The following is a 12544-nucleotide window of genomic DNA, read 5'->3' on the forward strand; positions in this document are numbered from 1 at the left end:
CGACGCGACCGACGCGACCGATGGACGACCTGGTGGAACCGACGCAACCGATGGACGACCTGGTGGAACTGGGGGCAGCGCGATGAAGCGGCAGATCTTCGGCGCCGAGCACGACGCATTCCGTGAGACGGTCCGCACCTTCCTCGCCAAGGAGGTGCTGCCGCACTACGAGCAGTGGGAGCAGGACGGCATCGTCCCGCGCGGCGCCTGGCTGGCCGCGGGCAGGCAGGGACTGCTCGGTCTCGCCGTGCCCGAGGAGTACGGCGGCGGCGGGACCACGGACTTCCGCTACAGCGCCGTACTGGCCGAGGAGTTCACCCGGGCCGGTGTCGCCGGACTCGCCGTGGGCCTGCACAACGACGTCATCGGCCCGTACCTCACCTCCCTGGCCACCGACGAGCAGAAGCGGCGCTGGTTGCCGGGGTTCTGTACCGGCGAGATCATCACCGCCATCGCCATGACCGAGCCGGGTGCGGGCTCCGACCTCCAGGGCATCCGCACCATGGCCGAGGACCGCGGTGACCACTGGCTGCTGAACGGCTCCAAGACGTTCATCTCCAACGGCATCCTCTCCGACCTCGTGATCGTCGTGGCGAAGACCACTCCCGCGGGCGGGGCCAGAGGGCTGTCCCTGCTGGTCGTGGAGCGCGGTATGGAGGGCTTCGAGCGGGGTCGCAACCTCGACAAGATCGGCCAGAAGGCGCAGGACACCGCCGAGCTGTTCTTCAACGACGTACGGGTGCCCAAGGAGAACCTGCTCGGGGAGCTCAACGGCGCCTTCGGACATCTGATGACCAACCTCGCCCAGGAGCGGCTGAACATCGCCGTCGCCGGAATCGCCGCCGCCGAGTCCCTGCTGGAGATCACCACGCGGTACGTGAAGGAGCGCGAGGCCTTCGGACGGCCGCTGGCCAAGCTCCAGCACATCCGCTTCGAGATCGCGGAGATCGCCACGGAGTGCGCCGTCACCCGGGCGTTCCTGGACCGCTGCATCGAGGACCACACCAAGGGGGAACTCGACGCCGTGCACGCGTCGATGGCCAAGTGGTGGGCCACCGAGTTGCAGAAGCGGGTCGCCGACCGCTGCCTCCAGCTGCACGGAGGATACGGATACATGACCGAGTACCGCGTCGCCAAGGCGTTCACGGACGGCCGTATCCAGACCATCTACGGCGGCACCACGGAGATCATGAAGGAGATCATCGGCCGTTCCCTGCTCGCGTGACCGCCGTGCCGCTCTCCAGGCTCCTCCCGCCGTACCGGCTCATCTGCCTCCCGACACCTCACCCTCACCCTCACCCCCGACCGCCCCGACTGCGCACCCCGCATTCGTGATGCGAAAGGCTCTGTCTTGAGTACCGAAGCGTTTGTGTACGACGCGATCCGCACCCCGCGCGGACGCGGCAAGGCCAACGGCGCCCTGCACGGCACCAAGCCGATCGACCTCGTCGTCGGCCTGATCCACGAGATCCAGGCCCGCTTCCCGTCGCTGGACCCCGCCGCCGTCGACGACATCGTGCTCGGTGTCGTCGGCCCGGTCGGCGACCAGGGCTCCGTCATCGCCCGGATCGCCGCCATTGCCGCCGGACTTCCCGACACCGTCGCCGGCGTACAGGAGAACCGCTTCTGCGCCTCGGGCCTGGAAGCCGTCAACATGGCGGCGATGAAGGTCCGCTCCGGCTGGGAGGACCTGGTGCTCGCGGGCGGCGTCGAGTCGATGTCCCGTGTGCCGATGGGCTCGGACGGCGGCGCCTGGTTCGCCGACCCGATGACCAACTTCGACACCAACTTCGCCCCGCAGGGCATCGGCGCCGACCTGATCGCGACCATCGGCGGCTTCACCCGCCGCGACGTGGACGAGTACGCCGCGCTCTCCCAGGAGCGGGCCGCCGCGGCCTGGAAGGACGGGCGCTTCGACCGGTCCGTCGTCCCGGTCAAGGACCGCAACGGACTGGTCGTCCTCGACCACGACGAGCACATGCGCCCGGGCACCACGGCGGACTCGCTGGCCTCGCTCAAGCCGTCGTTCGCGACGATCGGCGAGATGGGCGGGTTCGACGCCGTCGCGCTCCAGGAATACCACTGGGTGGAGAAGATCGACCACGTCCACCACGCGGGCAACTCCTCCGGCATCGTGGACGGTGCCTCGCTCGTCGCGATCGGCTCCAAGGAGGTCGGCGAGCGCTACGGGCTCAGGCCCCGCGCCCGGATCGTCTCCGCCGCGGTCTCCGGCTCCGAGCCCACCATCATGCTCACGGGACCGGCGCCCGCCACCCGCAAGGCCCTCGCGAAGGCCGGGCTGACCATCGACGACATCGACCTGGTCGAGATCAACGAGGCGTTCGCCGCGGTCGTCCTGCGCTTCGTCGAGGACATGGGGCTCTCCCTGGACAAGGTCAACGTCAACGGCGGAGCGATCGCGCTCGGCCACCCCCTGGGCGCCACCGGGGCGATGATCCTCGGCACGCTCATCGACGAGCTGGAGCGCCAGGACAAGCGCTACGGCCTGGCCACGCTGTGCGTCGGCGGCGGCATGGGCATCGCCACCATCGTCGAGCGCATCTGAGCGTCCCGTCCCTCCCGCCCCTGATCCTTCCCGCATACGGAGAAGCAGCAATGACAGCAACGCCGACGAGCTCCACCATCCGCTGGGAGCAGGACGAGACCGGGGTCGTCACCCTCGTCCTCGACGACCCCAACCAGTCCGCCAACACCATGAACCGGGCCTTCCAGGAGTCCATCGCGGCCATCGCCGACCGCGCTGAGGCCGAGAAGGACACGATCCGCGGCATCATCTTCACCTCCGCCAAGAAGACGTTCTTCGCGGGCGGCGACCTCAAGGACATGATCCAGGTCGGCCCCGAGCACGCACAGGAGACCTTCGACCTGGGCATGGGCATCAAGCACGCCCTGCGCCGCATCGAGACCCTCGGCAAGCCCGTCGTCGCCGCCATCAACGGCGCCGCGCTCGGCGGCGGTTACGAGATCGCCCTCGCCTGTCACCACCGCATCGCCCTCGACGCGCCCGGCTCCAAGCTCGGCCTGCCCGAGGTGACCCTCGGCCTGCTTCCTGCCGGTGGCGGTGTCACCCGCACCGTACGGCTCATGGGCATCGCCGACGCGCTGCTGAAGGTGCTCCTCCAGGGCACCCAGTACGCGCCGCAGCGGGCGCTGGAGAACGGCCTCGTCCACGAGATCGCCGCCACCCCCGAGGACATGCTGGCCAAGGCACACGCCTTCATCGACGCGCACCCCGAGTCGCAGCAGCCCTGGGACGTCAAGGGCTACAGGATCCCGGGCGGCACGCCGTCGAACCCGAAGTTCGCCGCCAATCTGCCCGCCTTCCCGGCCAACCTGAAGAAGCAGCTGAACGGCGCCCCCTACCCGGCCCCGCGCAACATCCTCGCCGCCGCGGTCGAGGGCTCCCAGGTGGACTTCGAGACCGCCCAGGTCATCGAGGCGCGCTACTTCACCGATCTGCTCACCGGGCAGACCGCGAAGAACATGATCCAGGCGTTCTTCTTCGACCTCCAGGCCGTCAACTCCGGAGCCAGCCGGCCCAAGGGGATCGAGCCGCGCCAGGTCCGCAAGGTGGCCGTGCTCGGCGCCGGGATGATGGGCGCGGGCATCGCGTACTCCTGCGCCAGGGCCGGTATCGAGGTCGTCCTCAAGGACGTCAGCGTCGACGCCGCCCAGCGTGGCAAGGACTACTCGGTGAAGCTGCTCGACAAGGCACTGAGCCGGGGACGCACCACCGAGGCCAAGCGCGACGCGCTGCTCGCCCGGATCACCCCCACCGGCGACCCGGCCGACCTCGCGGGTTGCGACGCGGTGATCGAGGCGGTCTTCGAGGACTCGTCGCTCAAGCACAAGGTGTTCCAGGAGATCCAGGACATCGTGGAGCCGGACGCCCTGCTCTGCTCCAACACCTCCACGCTGCCGATCACCCTCCTCGCGGAGGGCGTGGACCGCCCGGTCGACTTCGTCGGACTGCACTTCTTCTCGCCCGTCGACAAGATGCCGCTGGTCGAGATCATCAAGGGCGAGCGCACCGGTGACGAGGCGCTGGCCCGTGCCTTCGACCTGGTGCGCCAGATCAACAAGACCCCGATCGTCGTCAACGACTCCCGAGGCTTCTTCACCTCCCGCGTCATCGGTCAGTTCATCAACGAGGGCGTCGCGATGATCGGCGAGGGCATCGAGCCCGCGTCGATCGAGCAGGCCGCGGCCCAGGCCGGCTACCCGGCGAAGGTGCTGTCCCTGATGGACGAGCTGACGCTGACGCTTCCGCGCAAGATCCGCAACGAGTCGAAGCGGGCCGTCGAGGAGGCCGGCGGCACCTGGACCGGGCACCCCGCGGACGCGGTGATCGACCGTCTGGTCGACGAGTTCGGCCGCACCGGCCGCAGCGGCGGCGCCGGATTCTACGACTACGCCGACGGCAAGCGGGCCGGGCTGTGGCCGGGGCTGCGGGAGCACTTCGGCAAGCCGGGTGTGGACGTCCCGTTCACGGACATGAAGGAGCGGATGCTCTTCTCCGAGGCGCTGGACACCGTCCGCTGCCTGGAGGAAGGCGTACTGATCACGGTCGCCGACGCCAACATCGGCTCCATCATGGGCATCGGCTTCCCCGCCTGGACGGGTGGCGTGCTCCAGTACATCAACGGCTACGAGGGCGGCCTGCCCGGTTTCGTCGCCCGGGCGCGCGAGCTGGCGACGACGTACGGCGAGCGCTTCGCGCCGCCCGCGTTGCTGGTGGAGAAGGCGGAGAAGGGCGAGACCTTCACCGACGCCTGAAAGGGCTCACACGTCGCGTAGCGAAGGACGGACCTGCCTCAAGCGCGGGTCCGTCCCTCGCCGTGTACGGAACGCCCGTCAGGGCTGGGGGTCGGGTATGCGCTCAAGGAGCTCCGCGAGTACGTCCAGCCGAAGCGCCGCGCGGTGGACGTCGGTGGGTGTGAGGCTGCCCGGGGGAGGCGGCTGGAAGACCGGCCCCGGCGCCGCACCCAGCACCGTCATCCGGTCCCGTATGCGCTGCTCGAACTCCTCCGGCGAGGTGTACGGGCAGACGATGTCCCCTGGCGCGAAGACCATCCAGGACATCTCCTCCTCGTGGGTCGGCAGATCATGCCAGGCCACACGGCTCACCGAAGGATCCGGCAGGGGGAAGCGCAGCGCGGCCATCGGCCGGGCCCAGCGCTGGATGCCACGGCGCAGCATCCCGCCCACCCCGTCGCTCTCCGGCCACGCGGCCGGAGGCGAGACGGCGAGATAGCCGACACGCTTCCCGAGGTCGGCCCTGCGGGCGTCCTCGGCCACTTCGTAGGACCACCGCTTCTCGTTCCACCGCCACAGGCGCGGGGACGAGCTCACCCGGATCAGGGTCAGCTCCCAATCCGGACGGTACGTCCGCATGACATAGAGCCCACCGGGCTTCAGCTGTGCGAATCGCATGGTGCCCCCTCACCCCTGGGGTCGACCCGACATCGGCCCCCTGTCGATCAGGACACTAGAGGTCACCACTGACAGCGGACCCGGCCGGCCGCGAGCGGGCCGGACCGGCGCCGAACGCCTCGCGCAGTTCCTGGCGCAGCGAGCGCTGGAATGCCGTCACCAGGGCCTGGACCACCATCGGCTGCATATGGGCCGACAGCGACTTCATCGCGGCGACATGGTCGGCGTCCGACTCACGCTCACGGTACGGACTCCACACCTCGTCCTGGAACAGACGGCTCATCTCGTGTGCGGCGGCACGGGCGTGCTCGAGCAGGGCCGTACGGGCTGCCAGGAGCGTCTCAAGAGGGATGGGCACGTCCAGCAGCTCGATCCCGAGCCTCAGGAGACCACCGTCCAGCCGGTACACGTCGGGCTCCGCCGTCCGGTCCAGCACACCCATGGCCGCCAACCGGCCGATGTCCTGATCCGTCAGACCCCGCCCCGCGCGCTGCTCAAGATCCTCCCGGGACACCTCATCGGCGGACTCCGGGGTCCACGACGCCACCAGGGCCCGGTGGATCGCCAGATCGCGGGCGCTGAGATCGGTCGGCAGCTGCTCGAGATAGCGCTCGATCGCCGCCAGGGTCATCCCCTGGTGCTGGAGCTCCTCGATCAGGGCCAGTCGCGAGAGATGACCGGGCCCGTAGTGCCCGACGCGGCGGGGACCGATCACCGGGGGCGGCAGCAGTCCACGGGTGCTGTAGAACCGGATGGTGCGCACGGTGACCCCGGCGCGGGCGGCCAGTTCGTCGACGGTGAGCGTCGGCTCATCGGTCTCGGTCGCCATGGTCTCCCTCGTTCCGCGCACGTTCCGATCGCAGTGAAACAGTATTGCTGTCTCACCAGTGTTGTGAAAGTGCTGGGACAGGCTTGGGCCGGGTGTGGTCGGGTGGCCGCAGCCCGTTGGTGCGCTTCCCGAGACGGCGCTCCACGGCGGTGCGTCAGCCACGAGCCCCCTTCACCGATGCGGCGGAGGGGGCTCGGCTGGGCTCCTGGGCGCTGGGGTGGTGCTCCTCGACGAGGCCGTGCGGCGCTCGGACGGCTGTGCGTGGTGCTCCCCACGCGGACGGCCGCGCGGCCCGGAGCGGGGAGGCACGTGGTCAGAGAGGCTGGAGCCGGGTGCGCAGAAGGCAGAATTCGTTGCCTTCCGGGTCGGCCAGGACGTGCCAGCTCTCGGCGCCGGTCTGGCCGATGTCGACGGGCCTGGCGCCGAGAGCGAGCAGCCGCTCCAACTCGGCGTCCTGGTCGCGGTCGGTGGCGCTGACATCGATGTGCAGTCGGAGCTTCCCGGTCCGCGGGGCGCTGCTGGGGCTGAGGACGAGGGTGGGCCGGCCGAAGCCGGCGTCCTGCGGCCCGATCTCGATGCTTCCGTCGTCCTCACGGCCGAGCTCGGCATAGCCGAGGACCTTGCTCCAGAAGGCGGCGAGCCGGTCCGGGTCGGCGCAGTCGATGACCAGCTCACTTATGCGGCATGCCATGCCCGTCAGTGTACGTAGCCGACCCGACGGCCGAGGGGTACGGCGAAGGCCGACGGCCCCGCTGAACGTGAGCGGGTCCTTGGGCCGATCGGCTCAGGCACGGCGCGCCTCGGCCGTCCGCGCGGCCGCCGGTGGAGGATCGGTGCGGTGCTGCTTCGGGACAGCTGCCCGGCACCGCCCCATCGCGTGAAGAGGCCCGGCCATGAAGCCGTTCGACGACATGCTGGTCCGGTGCACCGGGCTCCGCGCCGCCCGCCGCGTGACCTCGGCGGCGCGGTGACTCCCGCCCCGCACGAGGACGCGCGGAGTGACGGCCGGTACGGCCAGGCCGTGTTCCGGCCCGATCAGGAGGGCGAGGGTGCGCGCATCGACTTCGGCGCCCTCGCCTACGACGACATCACCATGACGCGCCTGCGAGCACTCGGGGTCGGCCCGGGGTGGCACTGCCTGGACGTGGGTGCCGGCACGGGCACGGTCTCGCGCCGGCTCCTGGACGAGGCCGGGGTGGCGAGCGTGCTTGCCGTGGACCGCGACCTGCGTTTCCTCACCCGGCGGCCCGGGCTCGACGTGCTGGAAGCCGACGTCACCGCCCCGGACTTCGACCCCGGGCGGTTCCGGCTCGTCCACGCGCGCTTCGTGCTGATGCACCTGCCCGAGCGCGACCGTGTGATCACGGCGCTGGCCGAACTCGTCGCGCCCGGCGGTGTGCTGGTGCTCAGCGACGCCGTCGACCTGACGAGCGACCGCACCCCCGGCACGCCGTACACCGCGGTGATGCGGGCGCTGTGGCAGGGGCTTCGGGACACCATCGGCACCGATGTCTCCTGGGTGCCGTCGTACCCGCACCTGCTGCGCGGGGCGGGTCTCGTATCCGTCGCCGCCGAGATCCATGTGCCCCCGCTGCTGCCGGGCAGTCCCATCAGCCGATTCTGGGCGGACACATGGCAGCGGAGCAGAGCGGCGATGCTCGCCACCGGCCTGGTCGACGAAGCCGCCATCGAGGAGGCCGTCCGATACCTGGATTCCGACGAATGCGCAGCCCTCTCGGCCGGCATGCTGACCGCCTGGGGCCGGAAACCCGAGTCTGTCCCGCCGGACGGACCACCTACGGCGCCCGACCAGAGCGGTGGTGACCGGGCGGCTCGGTAATTCGCAGGCGAAGCCCCGCCACCCGGCCTATCGTATGCCGCTGCCGTCCATGTCCGGGCGGCCGGAGGAGGGGGAGCGGATTGCCGGACGCGTACGACGTCATGCTGGACGCCGAGCTGAGCAAGGCTTTCGACGTGTGGTCCAGTTACCTGGACGCCCGCACGGGAGAGGATGCTCAGGCGCGTGCCCGACTGCGCTCCAGGCTGGAGTGGGCTCGCGAGGCCGTCGCCGACGGGGATCGGGCGTCGGCGCTTCTCGGGGTGGCGGACATGTACGACGAGACTCATGGGCCCGGTCTTTCCTGGGCGCCCCCGCTGCCCCGTCCCGGCGAGGCCGACGAGCAGGCGCGGGACTACGCCAAGGACGAACTGCGGCACGTGCTGCCCCTGGACCTGCGCGATGAGCTCGGGAGCATCGCGCTCTTCCTCCGGGTCACGGGCCGCCGCCTCCAGAGCGCTCCCGCGCTCGACGCCGCCACCCGCGAGGACGTCGCCTACATCACGGCCCGCGCGGGGATGGCCCTCGACCTGGCCCACCCGACAGCAGCGCGTCGCGAGCTCGAACGCCTCGAGGCAATCGCGCGACGCTGCGGTGCGGAGCCCTGAGGAGCACCTCAGGATGTCAGTGGTGCTCCGTATGGTTGCCGCACATGGGGGAGGTGGGGATGACGGCGATCACGTATGTGCGGGGCGATGCGACCGTGCCGCACGGCAAGGGCGTCAAGGTCATCGCGCATGTCTGCAACGACCTGGGCGGCTGGGGCAAGGGCTTCGTCCTGGCGCTGTCCCGCCGCTGGCCGGAGCCGGAGGCGGCCTACCGGCGCTGGCACCGCGGGCGGGCCGGCAATGACTTCGGGCTGGGGGCGGTGCAGCTCGTCCAGGTCGGCACGTACACATGGGTGGCGAACATGGTCGGACAGCGGGGGACACGTACGGGCAGCAAGGGCCCGCCGGTGCGGTACGAGGCCATCGGCACGGCACTCGGGACGCTGGCCGACGAGGCGGCCAGGCTCGGGGCCTCGGTTCATATGCCCCGTATCGGCTGCGGGCTCGCGGGTGGCTCATGGGCGCGGGTGGAGCCGCTGATAGAGCAGCGCCTCATGGCGCGGGGTATCGCCGTGACGGTCTACGACCACGAGTCATAGGGGGCGCTAGAGTGCGGTGCTCGTCCGTGCCGACGGGGCGGAGCGAAGGGGGAGGCGGCGCATGAGTGCGCAACTGAGAGAGACCGCGACGGAGTTGGCCGACGTCCTGTGGCGTGAGCACACGGTGTACCGGGACCGCGCGGGGGGCGTGGTCATCCGGGGTGACCATGTCCAGCGCTGGATCAGCCTCGCGCCGAGCGGCGGCCGGGACGAGATACTGCTGCGTGCGGGCCGCATCCTGGACGGTGGCACCACCGCGCCGGCGCGCTCGGAGGCGGTCGTCGGCCTCACGGCGGGGACGGCCGCACTGGCGGCGACGTGCCGTCGGCTGCTGGCCGAGGCCGCGGTGGACACCGCGCCTTCCGCGCCGGCCACGAGGCGTTCCGCGCGGCCCGAGCGATCCGTGGAGACGCGGAACCGCGGCGGTCGCCGGCACACGAGCGTCGGCTCCTGGGTGGTCCTGCTGTGCGTGATCGCCGTGGTGGGGCTCTATGTCCACAACGTCGCGCTGGCATACCGGTAGCCGGCCGTTCCGCGGTTCCTCCGAACCGCCGCCGAACGGCTCTCCCGCCCGGGGGCGGGAGAGGCGCTTCAGCTGTGGCGGCCCTGGCCGTGTGTGAGAACTCCCGTCTGGCTCGCGACGCCTGGCACGCACACTCGCCGTGTTGTCGAATCGTCCGAGTACGCCCCGTACGAGGACGACCCACCGCCTTGCGATGGCACGCACTAGGCGCCGCGAGCCCCGCCCTTCGGGCGAACGACGCCAGTTCTCACACACGCCTTGGCGTCCTAGGACGCGGACCCCGTCACGGGGTAGTGGTCCGAGAGGTTGCTGTAGGTGTAGTCCTTGCCCCAACTCGTGACCGTCCAGGGCGTGGTCTGCTCCTTGACGACCGCGTTCTTCCAGCCGGACGGCTTGGCGTGGCCTGTGCGGTGCAGCACGTAGTCCAGGTCCTCGCGCGGGTCGTCCGGGTAGCGGTCGGCGGCGATCGAGTTGTCCTGGGTGTCGAAGGAGTACGGGTGGCCGGTGCGGGCGTCCGCGCCGGCCAGGCCGGCGTCGCCGAGCATCGTGGCGTACTCGGAGGTGCGGGAGTCCACGTTGAAGTCACCTGCCACGATGACCTGCTCGGACGTCGGGATGTTCTTGGCGTCGAGGAAGGCGTCCATCGCCTTGAACTGACGGCTGCGCATCGTGGCCGCCTCGCCGGAGCCGCAGCCCGGGTCCGTGGACTGCGCATGTGTGCCGACCACGTGCACCTTCGTGCCGTTGACGTTCAGGACGACGTAGACGAAGCCCTTGTTGGACCACCAGTCGGCTCCGCAGGCGTCCTTGTAGACGTACTGCTCCTTGCGGAGGATCGGCCACTTGCTGAGGACCGTGACACCGCCGTCCTCCGGCGTCAGTGACGAGTACGAACCGCCGGTGGCGTCCCAGCCGCTCTTGGAACGGCCCAGCACCGGGGTCTGGTACGGGTACTGCGCGGACGCGTTCCGCATCAGCGCCTCGGAGGAGGAGTTGTCGAACACCTCCTGGAGCACGACGACATCCTGGCCCTGGAAGAAGGAGGCCGCGGGGATCGCTTGGGCGCGGTGGTCCTGGCCCCAGTTCGGGTACAGCGTCTTGCTGAACAGGAAGGCGTTGTACGTCAGCACCTTCATGGAAGGCGTCGCCGCGGCGCCGGCCGAGGCCTCGGCCGACGGGGTGGCCGCGGCCAGGGCGACGGCCGTGAGGGCCGTGGAGAGGGCAGCGCCACAGACACGGCGAAGCGAGGAATGCGCCACATGAACTCCCAATTATGGGTGGGGGGTTTGGCTGGAGATGAACCAGCGCGCACATCAAAGCAGCGGCAGTTACTTCGGGGTAGCCTCCAGGCACCGGTTTTCTTGCGGAAGCATCTCGATCAAGCGAACTTGTCCGGACAACTCCGGATACCCCTGAGCGGCGGCTGCGGGCGCCGTGTGATCGCATACTGGAAACACAGGGGCCGGGCCCGCGGGGGCCCCGCCCGACGACCCACCCTGGGAGGCCCGGGATGCGCAGGCCGGATCCGGTGCCACCACCCGTCGGCGGGATGCTGTGGAGCCTCACGGGAGACATCCGCGGCCTGCTGATGCTGCCGGCGGCGCTGACCATGCAGGTCGCGCACCCCGCTGTGGGCGCCGGAGTCGACGAGCACTCCGTCTTCCGCACCGACCCCTGGGGCCGGGGCGAGCGCTCCCTGCGCTCGCTTCAGCTGTGGGTGTACGGCGGCGGAGGAGGGCCGGCGGCTGCGCGCGTTGCACCGGACCATCCAGGGCACCGACAGCCGGGGCCGCCGCTACCACGCGCTCAGTCCGGAGAACTACGCTTGGGTCCACGCCACCGGCTTTCCCGTCTACCAGCACGCCTGCCGCTATCTGTACCGCCCGCTCACCGGCGCACAGGAGCGGCGCCTCTACGCGGAGTGGCTCCAGGTCGGCCGGATCCTCGGCATCCACGACCGGGATATGCCGAGCACCGTCGAGGAGTTCTGGCCCTACTACCGCAAGGTCCTCGCCGATGAGCTCGAAGCCACCGCCGTCGTCCGGGACCTCGTCGCCACCGACCGTCCCATTCCGCCCATGGACCGGGGACCGCTGCCGCTGCGGCTGCTGCTGAGGTGGGGCTGGCCGGTATTGAGGCCGGGGTTCGTGCGCTTCCGGCGCTTCGTCACCATCGGGCTGATGCCACCCGACGCCCGCGAGGCGATAGGTCTGCCATGGACGGACCTGCAGGAGCGGCGGCTGCGTCGGCTCGGACGTGCCGTACGGACCGTGGTGCCCGTGCTCCCCGAACGACTTCGGTATCTTCCCCTCGCCCGCGAGGCACGCCGGGCGGCCCGGCTCGGTGCGCGGGCGGCGTCGTGAACACGAGGACCGCCGCATCCGCACAGCCTGAGGCGCCGTGACGCCGAAGCCGAAGCCGAGTGTGCGGGAAATGAGCGCGGTCCACGAGCGCGCCACGACTGACGGGTTCGCATCGCCCGCGCTGTGGGTGCCCGGCGACATCAGCGGAGGCCGGTGGTTCGATGAGCCGGCCGGCCGGCTGAGCGGCGGGCGGCGCAGCGGCGCTTACGGCGATGTGGGGCGCACGGGCTGCGCTTCCGACGCCCTGTTGCTGTGGCGACAGGTATCTCCGGGTCGCCACAGGCGAGGCGGGGGGGCGGACGCCCACAGGCCCGGACACACCCAAAACCCCAAAAAAAAAACGGCCGCGCCGCACCCAACGCAGTGGGGGACAGGACAGAAACGCAAAAAA

Annotated in this window: 11 protein-coding genes and 1 pseudogene; 8 read left to right on the forward strand and 4 right to left on the reverse strand. The window is 70.4% G+C overall.

Translation table 11 applies throughout. The annotated features are described in order from the left end of the window. Positions 1–82: 82 nt before the first annotated feature. The 3 genes from ACFV6V_RS17405 to ACFV6V_RS17415 all read left to right on the forward strand — a co-directional run bounded on the left by ACFV6V_RS17405 (position 83) and on the right by ACFV6V_RS17415 (position 4797). Positions 83–1225, forward strand: a complete 1143-nt coding sequence (locus tag ACFV6V_RS17405; RefSeq protein ID WP_385565461.1) for an acyl-CoA dehydrogenase family protein — start codon at positions 83–85, stop codon at positions 1223–1225. A 126-nt stretch (positions 1226–1351) separates the two neighbouring features. Then, complete coding sequence (locus ACFV6V_RS17410; RefSeq protein ID WP_385565463.1) at positions 1352–2566, forward strand: acetyl-CoA C-acetyltransferase; 1215 nt, start codon at positions 1352–1354, stop codon at positions 2564–2566. A gap of 50 nt (positions 2567–2616) precedes the next feature. Beyond that, positions 2617–4797: a 3-hydroxyacyl-CoA dehydrogenase NAD-binding domain-containing protein gene (locus ACFV6V_RS17415; protein ID WP_385565466.1), complete on the forward strand. Its 2181-nt coding sequence runs from the start codon at positions 2617–2619 to the stop codon at positions 4795–4797. A 78-nt stretch (positions 4798–4875) separates the two neighbouring features. Here ACFV6V_RS17415 and ACFV6V_RS17420 read toward each other — a convergent pair whose 3' ends face one another. From ACFV6V_RS17420 to ACFV6V_RS17430, 3 genes are all read right to left on the reverse strand, one after another. Then, entirely contained in the window at positions 4876–5454 is a 579-nt protein-coding gene (locus ACFV6V_RS17420; RefSeq protein ID WP_385565469.1) for a hypothetical protein, read from the reverse strand. A gap of 55 nt (positions 5455–5509) precedes the next feature. After that, a complete protein-coding gene (locus ACFV6V_RS17425) occupies positions 5510–6283 on the reverse strand; it encodes a MerR family transcriptional regulator (RefSeq protein ID WP_385565471.1) in 774 nt (257 codons plus the stop codon). Positions 6284–6596: 313 nt separating this feature from the next. Beyond that, a complete protein-coding gene (locus tag ACFV6V_RS17430; protein ID WP_385565474.1) occupies positions 6597–6974 on the reverse strand; it encodes a VOC family protein in 378 nt (125 codons plus the stop codon). Between the two features lie 276 nt (positions 6975–7250). On the opposite strand from ACFV6V_RS17430, the gene ACFV6V_RS17435 reads away from it, so the two are divergent. From ACFV6V_RS17435 to ACFV6V_RS17450, 4 genes are all read left to right on the forward strand, one after another. After that, entirely contained in the window at positions 7251–8123 is an 873-nt protein-coding gene (locus ACFV6V_RS17435) for a class I SAM-dependent methyltransferase (RefSeq protein WP_385565500.1), read from the forward strand. Between the two features lie 80 nt (positions 8124–8203). Continuing rightward, the gene (locus ACFV6V_RS17440; RefSeq protein ID WP_385565477.1) at positions 8204–8728 is read left to right on the forward strand and encodes a hypothetical protein; all 525 of its coding nucleotides are present in this window, start codon (positions 8204–8206) and stop codon (positions 8726–8728) included. Between the two features lie 59 nt (positions 8729–8787). Further along, positions 8788–9267: a macro domain-containing protein gene (locus ACFV6V_RS17445; protein ID WP_385565479.1), complete on the forward strand. Its 480-nt coding sequence runs from the start codon at positions 8788–8790 to the stop codon at positions 9265–9267. Between the two features lie 61 nt (positions 9268–9328). Further along, the gene (locus ACFV6V_RS17450; RefSeq protein ID WP_385565482.1) at positions 9329–9790 is read left to right on the forward strand and encodes a hypothetical protein; all 462 of its coding nucleotides are present in this window, start codon (positions 9329–9331) and stop codon (positions 9788–9790) included. A gap of 266 nt (positions 9791–10056) precedes the next feature. Here ACFV6V_RS17450 and sph read toward each other — a convergent pair whose 3' ends face one another. Further along, positions 10057–11049, reverse strand: a complete 993-nt coding sequence (sph, locus tag ACFV6V_RS17455) for a sphingomyelin phosphodiesterase (protein ID WP_385565484.1) — start codon at positions 11047–11049, stop codon at positions 10057–10059. A 251-nt stretch (positions 11050–11300) separates the two neighbouring features. Here sph and ACFV6V_RS17460 point away from each other — a divergent pair. Then, positions 11301–12153: pseudogene (locus ACFV6V_RS17460) on the forward strand (oxygenase MpaB family protein). Positions 12154–12544 lie beyond the last annotated feature (391 nt).

The organism is Streptomyces sp. NPDC059828 (assembly GCF_042731955.1).
In the GTDB taxonomy this organism is placed as follows: Bacteria; Actinomycetota; Actinomycetes; order Streptomycetales; family Streptomycetaceae; genus Streptomyces.